Below are 17,209 nucleotides of genomic sequence, written 5' to 3' on the forward strand. Positions count from 1 at the left end.
CAAGCACCGGGCAGCATGCCGGCCCACATGGCTCCACAGCGACGTGTTGATGGCCGCCTCTCGACACGCCGCGCTTCGCTTCGCTCGCCAATACGTCGGATATGGCCGAAACAGCCAGTCTAGCGGCCGTTACGCTACTTCTACTTTCCCATTTCTACCGGCACGATTAGCAATCCGGCTTTCATCGCATCACGAAAAACAGGTAAGGAAACAAGTATGAAACCTCAGATCTCGCAAAACTTTTCTAATGCTATCCATAGACTGATTTCGCCAGCCAACACGTCAACACAATCGAATGGAGCGCCAGATCGGCGTGCAGCCGAGCCCAGCACAATAGATACTGGCAAATTCCGTGGACTTTTCTCGCGCAAGCCTCTCTCCAAAGAAGAACGCGACGCTCTCGATAAGAAAAAGGTGGATAAGGAGTGGCCAAAAATTAAAAAAGAGTTGGCCAAATCGAATAAATCTCAACGTCTTGAAATGGAAAAGAACAAAGAAAAAAAAGAAAAATGTCTCATAGCCATATACAACGAATTTTATGATCGAAAGGCTTTAATGAAAAAAAATCCACCAAAAACTTACAATATGAAAACACTAGACGGTGTAGAGCCACCACTGACCAACCTCGCTAATGTACCCAAAGAAGTGATCCGCTTGGTTTTTCCAGACCAGAACTAGATCGAGTTTTTCGGTGTTTTTGATCCGCTTGGGTTTTCTAGACCAGATCTAGAGCGAGTTTTCCGGCGTTTCGGGCCCAGCCGGACCCGGCAAAAGCGCCAGCAACGGGCAATTCAGCTGGCGCCAACTCTTTGAGAGCAAAGTGAGGAGGCGTTGCCGAGTACTTCTTTACGGCCGTCGGCGCGAATACCCAGCGCCAGATACACCGCCTTGTTCTTGACCGTGCCTTCGTCTCGGATCTTCAAGCGCAGTGCGTCGAAATACACGATCGGGTACATCGCTTCGAGCGGGCGCTGCTGCCATTGCGACTTCGGCCAGCACTTCATCGGTGACGGTAGAAATCAGCTCGGGCGACACCTGCAGCCCATACAGCGCTAGCAGATGAGCTTAGATCTCACGAACGCTCATGCCGCGCGCGTACATGCTGATGACGTGATCGTCAAAGCCCGGCAGCCGCCGTTGATATTTGCCGACCCATTGTGACTCGAACGTGGCCTGCCGGTCACGCGCAATATCAAGCTTTAACTCACCATCGGGCGTGATCACCGTCCAAGCATGCGCTGGGCCAGTTGCTTCTTCAACTGCCCGGCCAAGCCCAATTCGCTCAGAATTGCCTCGGCATCCTTGTTCTGTACCTGTATCAGCAGTGAGTCGATCAGCTCATTGGGGAACAGCTTTGGCGCCTTGGAATGCTTGTTCTTTTTGCTCACTGTTGTGTCGGTCATAGTACGTGATTCCCGTTATCGCCTCATGACCTCGGCACACTACACTTCTGACAGGCTCACACCATCTTGCACAGTGCACCGCAAGGAGCAACCAATTAATTCGCTTTGGTGACCAGCACATCGGATATGGCTTTTTTAGGCTATTTCACAGCATCTAAGCTATATATAGTTGGACAATACTTCCCTAACCTAGGACAGCTATGAACATTTCACTTTTTTCTTGTGTACCTTTGAGTCGCCGGTCAACTGAGCAAGTTCAAAGTACAGAAAATCGCAACAACAATAACTCGACTCTACCTACACAACAAGGTATGCCAAGCCACCTTAACCCGTTGAATTCCAAGAGCAGATTCGAAATCTCACACGGGGAAAAGTCAAACATATCTAATGACAGGAACAAAAACTCAGCTCCTACCAGAGCAGTTCCATCGTCGTTTAAAAAAGCCACCCCAAAAGTCCAAAAAACATTTTCTCAAAAACTTACCCGCGCAAACACCGAAATCAACGGATATAAAGATGATATCTTAAATGACATCTCAAAAAAATATCGCCAAATTGTTCCAAACAAAGAAACCAGAAAATACAAAAAATCCGAAAATCACAAGCTAGCAAAAGCCAGCGGGAAAAACAGCAAGGAGTTAGAAAATATTTTAGCGAAACTCGAAAAGTTAGAAAAAAAGGAAATTTTTTATGAAGAAAATAGAGCAAATTTTGATGAAAAAAAGATAGTTAAATTCAAGCAAAAATATGGCGAACACCTAAAAATTTACAACAACGCTCTACTCGACCTAAATTACATTGAAAATGGCAAAATACCTCCTCGCCAAAAAGACAAGACACCCCAAAAAAATAAATAATCTTGAGCTTCCTCCTCTATAATTTATACTTACAACAATGAATATCAATAAGACCGGAACCACATGAAACGGCACAAACATTGTCTGGAATCATAGATTTCAGACAATGTTATTTACTCGACCGCCAAAAAATATCAAAACACCAACCTTTCCACCCACAAACCGGAACAGTAACAACAAATCACCTGAACTAGCACATCCTTTTTTCAACGAAGTGGCGCGCCGTATGGCTCACACCACTTGACCTACTTTAACGCGAATGCAATCTGTTTTTCAGTGTATTTGCTCTTCTTCACGACATGATCTTCTGCTTGTCAAAGTAGCCTCATATGCCAGATTTTCTACTTCTGAATGGCCCAGTTTTTTATTTAGCTTCAAACCGACAAACCTAACCGTTTGTAAAGGTGCTCGCAGATCAAAAAAGCATCGTAAGGTGGAAGCCGGGCCCACCCAATGACTCAACACTGTCAACGCAAGTGCCGGCATAGACGTTCTGTTGACGTCTCTGCGCAGCTTAGCCGTCGCGTTCGGATGGCCAAGCCGTGGATTCCTTGAAGTCGCGCACACTCATGCATTCCCAAATCAAACTGACTCTTTCGACTGCACGCGCCAAGGCCAATCACTGGTCAATGCTGCGACACGCGCGACGCCTGATCCCCCCGGCAATCGCCTTGGGCGGCTGCGCGCTATTGCTCGTCCTGTTCCAGCATCTGTCTCACGCGGTCCATTACCGCTCGGTGATCCATCAGCTGCGCCAGCTAAGCGCCATGGAATGGACCGGCGCGCTCGCCGCCACGGTCATCAGCTATATCGGACTAGTCGGGCGTGACATGGCTGGACTGCACCACATCGGCGCGCGGGTGCCACGCGCATGGCTACTGCTCGGTGCGACGGTCGGCTCGGCCATCGGCAACGTAACAGGCTTCGGCGCGTTGACGGGCGGGGCCGTACGTTGCAGGATCTACGGCGTGGCGGGCGTAACACCGGCACGAGTCGGGCGCTTGACCGTCTTCACCGGCATCGGCCTGGCCGCGGCGCTGGTGCTAATGAGCGCAGCCGGCATGCTGTTCGCAGCCGGCCAACTCGAGTCGGCACTGCACCTGCCAGCATCCATGCTGCGCTGCGCGGGTGCGCTCGCGCTCACGGCGATCGCGGCATTGGTGGTGGCGTGCCGCCGCCAACCACGCATAATTGGCGGCGGCAGCACGTGGCGCTGGCTCGCGCTGACAATCCCGTCGCGGCGCAATCTGATCGCCCAACTAGGCTGGGCGATCGTCGACGTCGCCGGCGCCGCGCTGGCGCTGTGGGTTCTGTTGCCCGATACGTCAATCGGCTTCGCCACATTCATGACAGTCTATGCGGCGGCGTTGCTGCTCGGGATGGTCGGCCACACCCCTGGCGGCATCGGCGTATTCGAAGGCGTGGTATTGATCGCCTTCGGGCGAGACCTGCCGATGCCGCAACTGGTGGCCGCGTTGCTCGCCTACCGAGCCATCTACTTCGGGCTGCCGCTGCTCGTTTGCGGTGGCGCGCTGGTCATGTTCGAAGGACGCGCGCTCAAGCGCTTAGTGATGACTTCTCCTGCGCTGCACGCAGCACGCGGCTTCGCACAACTCGCCCCGCTATGGCTGAGCACCATCACGTTCGCGGTTGGCTGCATGCTAATCGTCTCCGGCGCGACACCGGCGTTCATGCACCGGATTGCTGTGCTGAGCACACTCGTGCCCCTGTGGGTCCTTGAAAGCTCGCAGTTGCTCGCCAGCGTACTCGGCGTGCTGCTGTTGTTCGTCGCCCGTGGACTGCTGCGCCGGCTCGATGCCGCATGGTGGCTAGCCTTGCTGCTGGCCAGCGTCAACCTCGGGCTGTCGCTGGCCAAGGGGCTGGCGTTCATCGAAGCCGGCGTGCTTGGGATCTTGGTGCTGCTGTTGATCGCGACGCGGCACCACTTCAACCGCCGCTCGTCGCTGTTCGCCGAGCGCTTCACGCCCGGTTGGCTCGTGTCAGTCGGCATCGTGATCGTCATCGCGGCGTGGATCATGCTGTACGCGTTCCGCGACGTGCCGTACACCCACGAGCTATGGTGGCAATTCGCGTTCGACGGCCGGGCCCCGCGCGCACTGCGCGCTACGTTGGCGGCCGCGCTGTGCGCAGCGGCTTTGGCCTTCTGGCAGTTGCTGCGGCCGGCGGCCGGCCGCTTCGTGAAGCCGGCCGAACAGGATCTTGCCGACGCGGCGCGTATCGTGCGCGCGCAGGAACGCAGCGACGCAGGGCTCGCCATGATGGGCGACAAAAGCTTCCTGTTCTCCGCGTCGCGCCAGGCCTTCCTGATGTATGCCAAACGTGGACGCACGTGGGTGGCGCTGCACGACCCAGTCGGCCCACGCGCCGAATGGTCCGAGCTGATCCACCGTTTCGTCGCGCTGGCGCACACGCACGGCGGCCGCGCCGCGTTCTACCAGGTGCGCGCCGACGCGCTACCGTTCTACCTTGATACCGGCTTACATCTGCTAAAGCTAGGCGAGGAAGCGAACATCGCGCTGGCCGACTTTGATCTGAAGGGATCGCACCGCGCCCATCTTCGCTATGCGCTCAAGCGCGGTGAACGCGATGGGTTGGCCATTGAAATGATCGAACCAGCGCGCATGCCAGCATCCCTGCCAATGCTTAAATCGATCTCCGATGCATGGCTGCAAAGCCGCGTGGCGCGAGAAAAAAGCTTTTCGGTGGCCGCATTCAACCCGGCGTATCTTGCCGCGCAATCGGTTATGCTGCTGCGCCAGCACGGCCGTCCGGTAGCGTTCGTCACGTTCATGACGACGGACTTACACACTGAGGCGACCGTTGGCGTGATGCGCCACCTGCCGGATGCGTCCGGATACGCGATGGACTATCTGTTCACAAAGCTGGCGCTGCATTTGAAGGATGCCGGGCTGCGCACGTTGAGCTTGGGCATCGCACCGCTGTCAGGCGTGCAGCCGACGCCATTTCCGTCGCTTTGGCAGCGTGTCGCGCGACTCGCCTGGCACCTTGGCGGACGCTTCTACAATTTCCGCGGCCTGCGTGGGTTCAAGAGCAAGTTTCAACCGCGCTGGGAACCGCGCTACCTGGCGGTGTCCGGCTCACTTGGCCTATTCGTGACACTGGCCGACATCTCGCTGCTGGCAGGAGGCTGGCGCTCGTGAAAATCCGCTTTTTGATTACCGTCGCGACTGGCGCGATCGTCGCGTATGCGCTCGCGCTGCCCGATGCCCACGCCGCCACCCCCAGCACGCTGCCCGGCGGCCGCTATGGCGAGGTCACGCTGACCCGTCCCGACGGCCCCTTGCGCGGCTTCGTCGTGCTGTTCTCCGACGCAAGCGGCTGGCATGCCTCGGATCATGATACGGCACAGGCGTTGGCGCGCGATGGCGCGCTGGTCGTCGGCGTCGATACGCATCGCTATGCGGTGAATCTGGCTGCCAAGCCGCAAAGCTGCCAGCATCTGGTGGGCGACGCCGAAGCCTTGAGCCATCAGTTGGAACGGCAGTTAGATTCGTCCCGCTATTTTGCGCCAATCGTCGCGGGAACCGGACAAGGCGCGACGCTGGCCAGACAGATCCTAGCCCAGGCGCCAGCGAACACGGTAGCTGGCGCACTGTCGTTGGATCCAGCGCCCACGCTGGACGCGCGGTTCCAGCCGTGCCCGCCTGATCCGACAGTAAGCCGCGGCACCGGGCTGCCCGGCTTTTTTGTGACGGGTACGGCCGCGGGCAAGAGCCAGGCAGAGCAACTGCGCACATGGGCGGCGCCATACCTGCGCGCGCCGTCCACCCGCGACGAAGATGTCTCCGATCTGCCACTGGCCGAATTGCGGGCGCCTAAGCCCTCCGGCATGCTGGCAATCGTAATGTCTGGCGACGGCGGATGGCGCGACCTGGACAAGACCATCGCAGAAAATCTGCAAAAAGACGGCGTATCGGTGATTGGCTGGGACAGTCTTCGCTATTTTTGGAGTCGCAAGACACCGGAGCAAGCCGCGCGCGATCTCGCACGCGTGCTGCGCGTCTACGGCGCCCGTTGGCAAGCGCGGGACGTCGCGCTGATCGGCTATTCGTTTGGCGCCGACGTCATGCCATTCCTGTATAATCGCTTGCCGGAGCCATTGCGCGAGCGCGTGTCGTACGTGTCGTTGCTCGGCTTCGCGCCAGCCGCCGACTTCCAGATCCGCGTAACGGGCTGGCTTGGCATGCCGGCCAGCACAGACGCACTGCCCGCTAAGCCCGAGGTCGTGAAGCTGCCCGCATCGATCGTCCAATGCGTGTACGGTGAGCACGAAACCGACACGCTGTGCCCAGCGCTGGCTGACACTGGCGTCGACGTGGTGCAAATGCCCGGCGATCACCATTTCGGACGCGACTACGATACATTGACGCAACGGATCCTGGCCGGCTGGAAAAAGCACATCGCGCAGAAGCACATCGCGCTTCGCCGCTAGCGGCTCGCTGTTTCGCGTCGGCGGCGACGCGTGTCTGGCCGATCAAAACCGGTGACGAACCCCCACGATGGCGAGCAGTTGCGAATTGGCTCCGGCCTCCACGTTGTACGAGCCGATCACGGCTTGCGCGGGCCCCAGGCCGTTCTGACCGCAGGCACGCTGATAGCCGAGTATCGAATACATATCCGTGCGTTTGCTTAGCAGATAATCGACGCCGATGTTGACCTGCTGGTACGCGGCCGACGAGGCGCCGCTGGACCGGGTGTAGTTGTATCCCACCAGCGCTTGCAGCGATGTCAATCCCTGCCAACGTGCGAATATCGAGCCGTTGCCATACTTCTGCGCCTTGGAGAACCCAGACGAGGCATCCGGATTGTATTGTGAAAAACTGAAAGCGGCACCCACTGTGACGAGGCCGAACACGTATTGCCCCCCTGCCCTGAAGATGCCGACCGAGCGCGCGCGGGCGTATGCCGAATTGACCGAGGTGTTGAATAGCGAATCGGACGACGACATGCCTCGCGCCGAACGCACCGCATTGCCATTATCGATATGCAGGAACCCCGTGCCCAAACTCAGCGGCCCGCCCGCATACACCAGCGCACCGGCATACGCCTGACCGGACCCGGGTGCCCCGGCGATTCCGCCAAATGCGTACATCGCCTCAACGCTCACCCCGCTCCAATTCGGACTCGCCCACTTCACCGCGTGGTTGAACGTGGCACTGCCGCCACAGCTGTCGACATCACCCGGCGTCACAAACACCCCGCTGTACGAACCAGCCGTCAGCGGTTGCAGCAGATCCGACACCGGGTCATTTTGCCGGCCAAGCGTCACCGCGCCCCAACGCTCGTGCGACAGACCCACGGACGCCTTGGCCCCGAACATCTGACCACTCCTGATCGACTGCCCGTGGCCGATGTCGAAGTCGTTCGCGACCGCGAAGTGGGCCGCGAGGCCGCGACCAAGCGCCTCGGTACCCTGCAATCCCCATTCGTTCGATGACAGCGTCCCGGGTGACATCTTCCATTGTGAATGCTGCCCCGCGCTGTGACGAATATACGCGACGCCCGTGTCCACGGTGCCATGCAGCGTCACCGAACGCTGCGCGTGGACCGTCGTGGCTAAAACCGTGCAGATAGTGGTACTCGTGGTCAATACAGCTCTACTCAGCATCTAGTTAATTAGCCTTACAGATTTTATTTCCCTATGCGCCGTTAGCTGGGCACCCCGGCCCGGCCGACAGCGCGCGACGCGGCATCGAATTCGACCAGCCCAAGGTCATCAGTGACTATTCGCGCAACGCTTACGCACCGATCTGCTTTATCGAGGGCAGGCCCAACCGCGTGCGCGCGGCCCCGTTCCACCGATTGACGGGCACAGACCCACCTTGCGGAACGTGTCCACGATCCATTTGCTATAGCGAAAGTCGGTCCCGGCGTGACCAGCATGCGAACCACACCAGGAGAGCACGTAGAAAAACTCGCTGCACGAAAGCTGACGAATCGGCGGGGCTGCGTCCATCCTCCCCACCACGCAAACATCCCGATTTCGCCGATGCACAAGGAAGCAGGCCTTCGCGGCTACCAGGGCGCAGGCCCGCACGAGCGCGAGAGCGCTAGGCAGCCCAGCAGCGATTCTTGACGCGCGATGACTGAAAAGCAAAGCACACAAAAGCGTTTGCCATCGCGTGGTCTGACGACTTTTGATCACTAACCCATCACGATACACCGGCAAGGTCCGAGCGTCACTGCCAAATAGCGCATGACCGCCTCTATGCGGCCGTTGCGAGACGAGCTTGCTCAATGCTCCGAGTCAAATTGAGCAGCCAAAGTGCTTCTTCGGCAGGCAAGGCGATTGCACGGTGCGGTAACGCGTCGCTGCCTCGCCGGAACGGCAAAACAGCGGAACGCTGAGACAGTCCCCGCTCACCATCCTTGGTGCGGCCACGGCTCGGCGCACGCCGCGTCTCCGCAGGTTAATTGACAGCACTGCACAGTGAGCGTCTGGGCGTGTATGCGAAGGACGAAGGACAATGTGCGACCTCAATGCGCAGCTCGGCCCTGCGCAAGCGGGGATACAACGCTACGCACGGATCCGAACGCGTGGTGCAGGCGTTGCAAGCAAACTGAAGCAGGCCGCCCGGCCGCCGTGAATCGGCCGAGCGGCGAGGACAGACTACGCGGTCGCCTCGATCGACTGCTGCGGTGCCGCGTCGGTCGGTGCAGAGGTGCGAATCAGGTGCTCGAACGCGCCCAGTGCCGCCTTCGCGCCTTCGCCCACGGCGATCACGATCTGCTTGTACGGAACTGTCGTCACATCGCCGGCCGCGAATACGCCCGGTAACGACGTCTGGCCCTTGGCATCGATTTCGATCTCGCCACGCGGCGACAGCGCGACACCGCTGCCCTTGAGCCATTCGGTGTTCGGCACCAGGCCGATCTGCACGAACACGCCCTCCAGCGTTAGATGGTGGCGCTCGCCCGACGAGCGGTCCAGGTAAGTCAAGCCATCAACCTTGCTGCCGTCGCCAGTGACCTCGATCGTCTGCGCATGCGTGTGCACCGTCACATTGCCCAAGCTGCGCAGCTTGCGCTGCAGCACCTCGTCGGCACGCAACTGGCCATCGAACTCCAGCAACGTCACATGCTTGACGATGCCCGCTAGATCGATCGCGGCCTCGACGCCGGAATTGCCGCCGCCAATCACCGCCACGCGCTTGCCCTTGAACAGCGGACCATCGCAATGCGGGCAGTACGCGACACCACGGTTGCGATATGCGCGCTCGCCAGTCACGTCGATCTCACGCCAGCGCGCCCCGGTGGCAAGCACCACGCTACGCGCACGCAGCCGTGCGCCGCTGGCCAACTGCACTGCGATCACGTCGCCGGGCTGCAATGATTCAGCGCGTTGCAAATTGATCACGTCAACGTCGTAACATTTCACATGCTGCTCAAGCGCCGCAGCAAACTTCGGCCCGTCCGTTTCCTTGACCGAGATGAAGTTCTCGATCGCCAGTGTGTCCAGCACTTGTCCACCGAACCGCTCAGCGACGACGCCGGTGCGGATACCCTTGCGCGCAGCATAGATCGCCGCGGCGGCGCCGGCCGGCCCACCGCCAACGATCAGCATGTCGAACACGTCCTTCGCGTTGAGCTTATCGGCCACGTGCGCGTCGCCACTGCTGTCCAGCTTCGTCAACAATGCCTCGACACCCATGCGGCCCTGGCCGAACACCTCGCCATTCAGGTACAAGGTCGGCACCGCCATGACCTGCCGCGACTGCACCTCGTCCTGAAACAGCGCGCCATCGATTGCCACATGGCGAATCCGAGGATTAATCACCGACATCGCGTTCAATGCCTGGACAACCTCAGGACAGTTCTGGCAAGACAGCGAGACATAGGTCTCGAACACGTAGTCGCCGTCCAGACTCCGGATCCGCTCGATCACGTCCGGATCAAGCTTGACCGGGTGGCCACCGACTTGTAGCAACGCCAATACCAGCGATGTGAATTCGTGACCCATCGGAATGCCAGCGAAGCGCACCGCGATATCTGTGCCGGCACGCCGGATCGCGAATGATGGCACGCGCTCCACGTCATGGCCCGCGTGCTCGGTCACCACGATGCGCGTAGACAGCGATGCGATGTCTTGCAGCAGTGCGCGCAACTCGCCTGATTTATCGCTGTCATCCACGAACGCGTCGATCTCGATCGCTTCGGTGACGTTATCCAGGTAGCTTTTTAATTGGGTCTTGAGATTGGCGTCAAGCATCGCGAGGATTCCAACGGAGGGAGCGCAGAAAGGGCGTGCCGGGCAGGCGGCACAGCACAGTGCCGTGCCGCGCCGCCGCGTTCATGCGCCGTCCGGTGACGGACGGCGCATGAACGTCAGATCTTGCCGACCAGGTCCAGCGACGGCTTCAGCGTCTCGGCGCCCGGCGTCCACTTGGCCGGGCACACTTCGCCGGGGTGCGACGCGACGTACTGCGCAGCTTGCACCTTGCGCAGCAACTCCTTCGCGTCACGGCCGATGCCGTTATCATGAATCTCGTACAGCTTGATCTGGCCTTCCGGGTCGATCACGAACGTGCCGCGCAGTGCCAGGCCTTCGTCCTCGATCAGCACCTCGAAGTTGCGCGCCAGCGTAGCCGTCGGATCGCCAACCAACGGATACTTGATCTTGGCAATCGTTTCCGACGTGTCGTGCCAGGCCTTGTGCGTGAAATGCGTATCCGTCGACACGCCATAAATCTCGGCACCGAGCTTTTGGAATTCAGCGTAGTGGTCTGCCAAATCACCCAACTCGGTCGGGCACACGAACGTAAAGTCAGCCGGATAGAACACGACGACCGACCACTTGCCCTTCAGGTTTTCTTCCGTGATTGTCACGAAATTGCCATTGTGGTAGGCAGTTGCCTTGAACGGTTTGACTTGCGTGTTGATAAGAGACATTGCACTTTTCCTTCTTGGGTTGAAGACGACCATCCCGAAGCTTACGACAAATGGTGCGGTGCGGTGAAGTTGTTTAGTTGTATCGGACCGATTGGTCGCATCTATCGCCGAGGCTGTTTCGGAATATGAAACGGGCGTGAGTGCTCGTGCGAATGAGTAGGGACCGTCCGCGCTTCATCAGTGAGTACATTAGCCTGTAAACGGAAAGGGGCCCTATTCAAGCCTGGCCGGTCAAATGCCGAATGAGGCACACTTCGCGACGCTGCCCGCAATCAAATCGGCAGCATGACTGCCCCGGATGCTGCACTTAAAATTTCATAACACTGTCCGAGCAGCTAAGACCACCTCCTTCTCATCGCACAACTTCCGCAGCAACCAACAAGAGCGAGCAGCGCAAGACCATCGAGTACAGCCCCTCGTCGCGAACATCGGGTTTCTCTACCACGTGTAGAGGATGTCGCGCAAGAGCGAAGGGCAGGGACGCTCCGTTTCGCCGCTCAATCCAGTGATCGATTTTTATTCAAACCAGCATCTTACACTGAAATATGGCGGATTTTTTAAGAATTTAGGCCAATTAGCAAAGCCTATCGCTTCGGCAAAGTCTGAGGCAAACTACTGCCGGCAACTCGTTAGCGCGATCGCTATAACGGCCGCGACTTAAACCAACTCGGAGCGGTGCTGCTCCCTACAGATAGAACGGAAGCGACGGCTTGCTTTTACCAGCGTTATCAGGGTTGCATAGTAGCAACACGTATTGGGCGATTGCTCAGTGTGGAGAAAATAGTGGTTCGAGGCATTGCTGCTGTCTACGCAATATACCTGTTACTGCCCATCCTATTGTTGAGCATCGGCAGTGTGGGCGAGTTATGGATGAATTCCTTACTCCCTAGCGGGATAACGGGTCAATGGTATGTCGATGTTTGGCTGGATTCGTCTTTTCGAGATGCATTTACGACGAGCCTCGTGGTGGCGCTAAGCGCGTGCACGATCAATACGATTTTAGCCATCCCGCTTGCGTACTCCCTATACCATAAAGCTGGACGGGGCGGAAGCATCGCGGCTAAAATTGTGAGTATGCTGCCTACAGCTGTACCGACCATCACATTGGGTTTTGGCTATATCATTGTATTTAATACAGATATTTTCCCTTGGCTTGGAACCTTGCCATTGCTGATCGTAGTACATGCTGTCCATACGCTACCATATCTTACTAATACTTTGCTGACTGATCTTCGACATCTGGACTTGGCAAGGTTAGAACAGGCAGCCGCGACGTTAGGGGCTACAGAATTACAGCAGTTTTTTGGAATTTTCATACCTAATTTACGACAAAGCCTATTAAGCGGTCTCGTAATGGTTGCTGCCATTTCGGTAGGCGAATTTGGTTTATCCAATTTACTTGCCAGCTTCCAGAATCGCACTTATCCAGTTGTCTTGTGGCAGGCTTTTTATGGTGCAACCGGGTTTGCTTGTGCGGCCACCGTTATTCTTCTTGTGTTAGCCAGTACGGCGGCATTTATTTCTTCTACCGCCATCAAAAAATCATGAGCCTAGTTCTGAGTCAAGTGAGTTACCAATACCCGGAGACTGGGCATGGGTTAACTGACATTTCGTTTGAGGTAAAGACCGGTGAAATGGTTGCTGTAATTGGTGCAAGCGGTTCTGGTAAGTCAACACTTCTAAAACTTATTTCGGGTCTAATTAGCGGAGCATCGGGGTCAATCATCCTAGATGGCGAAAATTTAGCAAAAAAACCTGTACATAAGCGCAATATTGGAATGGTATTCCAAAGTTATGCACTTTTCCCACATTTCAATGTGATCGAGAACGTAGCATACGGACTCGCATTAAAAAAGATCCCACTGAAAAAGCGATTAGCTAAGGCAGCCGAATTATTGGAAACAGTGGGTTTAGGAAATTTTTCCACCAGACCAGTTTCCAAACTATCAGGCGGACAGCAGCAAAGAGTTGCGCTGGCTCGAGCTTTGGCGATCGATCCCAAAGCGTTATTGCTCGATGAGCCATTGGCTGCACTCGACGCAGGCATTCGAGTATATTTGGGCGATCAGATCCGGTCAATTCAGAAAAAATTTAACATAACAACTATATTAGTCACACATGATCAAGAAGAGGCGTTGAAGTTATCCGATTATGTTGCCGTGCTTAAAGATGGCAAGCTTCTACAGTTTGGCTCGCCGAAAACAATTTACCGTTATCCAAATAGCCGGGCAGTAGCCGAGTTTGTAGGGTTATCGACATTGCTTCCTGCGAAAGTTTCAGCATATAATCAAGTAGATCTAGGATTCGCTCAAATCGCTGCCAATACTGATGGTCGCCGTTCGGGAGAGAAAGTACTTGTTCTGATCCGTCCTGAGCATGTGGTGACAGATCCTCCAGAAGGAACGTTGAACTATTTGGCAGGTTGTGCAGTTAACCAGCGTTACTTGGGCTCAGTGGTTCGGTACGACTTTCAAGTAAACGGCGCATCTAAACCGATCCTAGGCGAAGCAATCGAGGTGCCGGTAAACAGCATTTCTATCCCACCACAGGGTATTCAATTGCTTGATGACGACCCTTCATAAAAGATCTTATGAAACGCAGACAATTTGTTCAATCGGCAGCTCTAGTGCCATTTGCAGGGTTTGAGTCTCCTGCTTCTACTGCGGCTCCTACTCCTGCTAATGCTTGGGAAAAAGCGCAGCTTTATCCTGGTGAGCTTGCGCTTTACGAGGCTGCCAGGAAGGAGAGAGAGGTCGTTTCGTGGGATACGGGGCCAACATGGGCTAATTGGAAGGCGTTATTTGATGCGTTCAGCAAGCGCTATCCGGGAATCAAATTGCACTATAATGATTTGGGTTCCGCTGCGACTGCGGCCGCACTGGTCAAGAGCCGGCGCAGGCCTCAAGCAGACACAGCCTATTATTTTGCGGCGTCCGCAGTAGAGGCTGTAGACCAAGGCGTGGTAGCGCCTTTCAAACCGATCCACTTCGATACGCTGCCCGAGGTATTTCGGGATCCGGAAGGCAAGTGGTTCACCGTCCATACGCTAAACTTAGCATTCGTCGTGAACAAAAAGCTGGTGCGTAATACGCCCACTTCTTGGGCCGATTTGCTTAAGCCAGAATACAATAGTAGCATTGTCTACCTCGATCCCCGCTCCGCGGGTGTGGGCCAAGTTGTCGCCTTCGCTGCAGCCTACGCCAATGGAGGTTCAGTGGACGATGTTAAGCCCGGCATCAATTATTTGAAAAAACTGCATGCCACAGGCAATGTCCTTCGAACTGAAGGAATAACGCCTTATTCGAAATTCATGAAGGGGGAGATACCAATCTGGATCAGTTATGAGAATGATGGGCTTAAGGCTAAATACACAGAAAAGGGCATGACCGATGTTATCGATGTCGTGATTCCTAAAGAAGCCAGTGTTGCCGCACCTTATGGCATTAGCCTCGTGAAAAATGGTCCGCACCCGAATGCGGGCAAATTGTGGCTTAATTTCATCATGAGCAAAATCGGACAGCAATTGTTTGCCGAAGGTTTTGTCCGACCCTCGGTGAAAAGTATTCCACTGCCTCCCGATATTCAGCAAAAGATGCCAGAAGCGCCACAAATACGGCCTCTTGATGTAATCAAGGCGTCTGCTCGCAAGAGCGAAGTCGATCGTTTATGGGCGAAAGCCGTTTTGATAAATAATTCATGAAGCGATTTGGTCTGCTTCCAGCTTGGGCGTTTCTCATCTTGTTTTTTGTTTTGCCGCTCCTTGCTCTCGTTCCAGAGACCGCTAGAAGCGGCGGCGAGGCATTCGGCCAAGTGATTACCGACCATTTATTCCTAAGCGCATTTAGGAATACGGTGATACTCGGTCTATTCTCCGGCGGCATCTCAGCTATCGTCGGTACCGTGATTGCCATCGAACTGGCGAGGCAGCCGGAATCCCGCCGCCAGTGGCTAATGATGTTACTAGGGATTCCACTTGCTTTTTCGGGTCTGGTTATTGCTTATGGCTTTATTCTAGCTTACGGTAGGGCGGGCTTTGTGACGCAGCTTATAGCAATGTTGGGGGGCGACCCCGCTCAGTTCGGAGGATGGCTTTACTCAATTGGCGGGCTTGCTTTAGCTTACGCGTATTATTTGATTCCGCGCGTGGCATTATCGCTTTATCCAGTCTTCGCCAACTTGGATGAACGACCGTGGCTCGCAGCGCGTACGCTGGGCGCCTCGCGTACACGCGCATTTTTCGATACGATCATACCTGAGGTTGCGCCATCGATCATTGCGAACGCTTGCCTCGTTGCGGCTTTGGCCATGGGTACTTACGGTACGGCGCTTGCTCTGGTAGGAACACAAGTAAATATTCTGCCATTGCTATTGTTTGCCAAAATCAGCGATAGTTGCGCTGATTTGGCTGAAGCATCAGCCATTTCTCTAATATTATTGGGTCTTTGCGTTTTTGTCTTGGGAGCGGGTAATGTTTTTACAAACCGGCGCGAATATGCCACTGCCAAAAAAAATTAACAAGCAGCTTCGCCGGTTGATTGAAATTCAAGCGGGGCCTCATCGTAACCCTCAGCCTGTAGGAATAATTGGGCCAAGTGTTTGTGACGAGGTATGCCGCTCGGCAGCGTACAAAGTGGCAAGCGTTTTGGCAAGTGCCGGCGTGCCTATCATTTGTGGAGGACGGGGTGGTGTAATGGAAGCTGCATGCCATGGCGCATATGACATGGGAGGAATGACTATCGGTATTCTCCCAGAAGAAGACCGTCGTAGCGCTAACAAATATGTTACGTTGGCGCTTCCTACAGGAATCGGTGAAATACGCAATGTGCTAATTGTGCGCGGTAGCGTGTGCGTGGTTGCCATTGGAGGCGGAATGGGAACGCTTTCTGAAATGGCATTGGGCGTGAAGTGGGGGAAAGCCGTTTTCACATTATACGAAGAGTTTAATCTACCCGGAGCCCAGGCAGCGGAAAGTATCGATCAGCTTCTCGGATGGGTGATCGAATATCTAGTCCGTGAGTCTGGTGCTGGACTTCAATAATAGTATCGAACTTTGCACTTTTCGTGGACCGGCGGTGACACCGCCGCCATTGGATTATGCCACGGGAACGTTGTAGCATGACTGTTCTGCTTTGCCAAGCATAAGCATCCAAGAGTGGAACGCTGCAAATATTGGCCGATTCATCCGGTTTGGATTGAAGCATAGGTAATGTCCGAGGTTAAATTCCAGCGCTGGCCCCAATTGCAGCACGACGCCTTGCGCAAGCTCTTCTTCTACAAGAATCCGAGGCACAAGGCCTACCCCTAGACCGTTCACGACTGCTTGGATTATGGCAGAGTATTGAGTAAAGCGCGGTCCTGAAAGAGTACTTGTTTCGTCTATGTTCCAATGCGCTGCCCATTTCCGCCAGGCAAAAGGCGCTTCTTCGTGGTGTAATAACGTCTGCTTTAATAGGTCGCTCGGTTTAAGGGGACGGCCTAGTTGTTGCTCCAGCTTGGCAGCGTAGATACAGATAAATTCTTTGCCTGCAATGTAAATAGAGACGACTGATGGCCAGTTACCTGCGCCAAAACGGATAGCCGCATCAATGTCAGCTGGCTGCGAGTCGTTCAGCCTGAGATGCTGGCCAAAACTGAAGGTGACGCCAGGATGAAGCTTGCGGAAGCTGGGTAGCCGCGGAATAAGCCACTTTGTTAAAAAGGTGGGTACGCTGGCTAGAGTTAGTATGCCTGCGCTAGACTCGTCTAACCTGGCTTCAAAGGTCGCGGATTCAATAACACGCAGACTTGGAGATATCTTTCCCCAATATTCCCGCCCTACAGCGGTCAGTGTGACTCCGCGTCCCGCTTTTTGAAGCAAAGGGCGCCCCACGAAGGACTCTAAGCTGGCAATTTGCTTACTGACGCCACTGACCGTCACGCACAGTACGTTAGCTGCACGTGTGAAACTTTCATGCTTAGCGACTGCATCGAACGCAAGCAACTCTTGGATGGTCGGGCATGCTCTCTTCATTGGCCTAA

13 protein-coding genes and 1 pseudogene are annotated in these 17,209 nt (G+C 55.6%); 9 read left to right on the forward strand and 5 right to left on the reverse strand.

The genetic code is table 11. From position 1 onward, the window contains the following. Positions 1 to 216 precede the first annotated feature (216 nt). Positions 217 to 678, forward strand: coding sequence for a hypothetical protein (locus tag IHE30_RS09470; RefSeq protein WP_337690130.1), 462 nt, complete (start codon positions 217 to 219; stop codon positions 676 to 678). Positions 679 to 833: 155 nt separating this feature from the next. Here IHE30_RS09470 and IHE30_RS09475 read toward each other — a convergent pair. After that, positions 834 to 1,403, reverse strand: a pseudogene (locus IHE30_RS09475) (IS256 family transposase); the annotation flags it as partial. A 200-nt stretch (positions 1,404 to 1,603) separates the two neighbouring features. Between IHE30_RS09475 and IHE30_RS09480 the strand changes: the two are divergent. From IHE30_RS09480 to IHE30_RS09490, 3 genes are all read left to right on the forward strand, one after another. Then, positions 1,604 to 2,260, forward strand: a complete 657-nt coding sequence (locus IHE30_RS09480; protein ID WP_337690132.1) for a hypothetical protein — start codon at positions 1,604 to 1,606, stop codon at positions 2,258 to 2,260. A gap of 629 nt (positions 2,261 to 2,889) precedes the next feature. Then, complete coding sequence (gene mprF / locus IHE30_RS09485; RefSeq protein WP_337690290.1) at positions 2,890 to 5,442, forward strand: bifunctional lysylphosphatidylglycerol flippase/synthetase MprF; 2,553 nt, start codon at positions 2,890 to 2,892, stop codon at positions 5,440 to 5,442. Continuing rightward, positions 5,439 to 6,734, forward strand: coding sequence for a virulence factor family protein (locus tag IHE30_RS09490; protein ID WP_337690133.1), 1,296 nt, complete (start codon positions 5,439 to 5,441; stop codon positions 6,732 to 6,734). The genes mprF and IHE30_RS09490 overlap by 4 nt, the downstream gene beginning before the upstream one ends. Before the next feature lie 42 nt (positions 6,735 to 6,776). On the opposite strand, the gene IHE30_RS09495 is transcribed toward IHE30_RS09490, so the two are convergent. From IHE30_RS09495 to ahpC, 3 genes are all read right to left on the reverse strand, one after another. After that, positions 6,777 to 7,892 carry a porin gene (locus IHE30_RS09495; RefSeq protein WP_337690134.1) on the reverse strand — a complete coding sequence of 372 codons (1,116 nt, stop codon included), beginning with the start codon at positions 7,890 to 7,892 and terminating at the stop codon, positions 6,777 to 6,779. 1,020 nt (positions 7,893 to 8,912) lie between these two features. Further along, the gene (ahpF, locus tag IHE30_RS09500) at positions 8,913 to 10,511 is read right to left on the reverse strand and encodes an alkyl hydroperoxide reductase subunit F (protein WP_337690135.1); all 1,599 of its coding nucleotides are present in this window, start codon (positions 10,509 to 10,511) and stop codon (positions 8,913 to 8,915) included. Between the two features lie 116 nt (positions 10,512 to 10,627). After that, positions 10,628 to 11,191, reverse strand: coding sequence for an alkyl hydroperoxide reductase subunit C (gene ahpC, locus IHE30_RS09505; protein WP_041754923.1), 564 nt, complete (start codon positions 11,189 to 11,191; stop codon positions 10,628 to 10,630). 783 nt (positions 11,192 to 11,974) lie between these two features. On the opposite strand from ahpC, the gene IHE30_RS09510 reads away from it, so the two are divergent. From IHE30_RS09510 to IHE30_RS09530, 5 genes are read left to right on the forward strand one after another with little or no spacing between them, the layout of a single operon-like run. Beyond that, positions 11,975 to 12,739 (forward strand): ABC transporter permease, encoded by a 765-nt coding sequence (locus IHE30_RS09510; protein ID WP_337690137.1) that lies wholly within the window; start codon positions 11,975 to 11,977, stop codon positions 12,737 to 12,739. Then, a complete protein-coding gene (locus tag IHE30_RS09515; RefSeq protein WP_337690139.1) occupies positions 12,736 to 13,773 on the forward strand; it encodes an ABC transporter ATP-binding protein in 1,038 nt (345 codons plus the stop codon). The genes IHE30_RS09510 and IHE30_RS09515 overlap by 4 nt, the downstream gene beginning before the upstream one ends. 8 nt (positions 13,774 to 13,781) lie before the next feature. Continuing rightward, the gene (locus tag IHE30_RS09520; RefSeq protein ID WP_337690141.1) at positions 13,782 to 14,891 is read left to right on the forward strand and encodes an extracellular solute-binding protein; all 1,110 of its coding nucleotides are present in this window, start codon (positions 13,782 to 13,784) and stop codon (positions 14,889 to 14,891) included. After that, the gene (locus IHE30_RS09525; protein ID WP_337690142.1) at positions 14,888 to 15,706 is read left to right on the forward strand and encodes an ABC transporter permease; all 819 of its coding nucleotides are present in this window, start codon (positions 14,888 to 14,890) and stop codon (positions 15,704 to 15,706) included. The genes IHE30_RS09520 and IHE30_RS09525 overlap by 4 nt, the downstream gene beginning before the upstream one ends. Continuing rightward, the gene (locus tag IHE30_RS09530; protein WP_337690143.1) at positions 15,660 to 16,229 is read left to right on the forward strand and encodes a TIGR00725 family protein; all 570 of its coding nucleotides are present in this window, start codon (positions 15,660 to 15,662) and stop codon (positions 16,227 to 16,229) included. Before IHE30_RS09525 ends, IHE30_RS09530 begins: the two co-directional genes overlap by 47 nt. Before the next feature lie 54 nt (positions 16,230 to 16,283). Here IHE30_RS09530 and IHE30_RS09535 read toward each other — a convergent pair whose 3' ends face one another. Next, entirely contained in the window at positions 16,284 to 17,201 is a 918-nt protein-coding gene (locus tag IHE30_RS09535; protein ID WP_337690145.1) for a LysR substrate-binding domain-containing protein, read from the reverse strand. Between the last annotated feature and the right edge of the window lie 8 nt (positions 17,202 to 17,209).

Origin of the sequence: Mycetohabitans sp. B46 (genome assembly GCF_037389205.1) — a bacterium.
GTDB lineage: Bacteria > Pseudomonadota > Gammaproteobacteria > Burkholderiales > Burkholderiaceae > Mycetohabitans.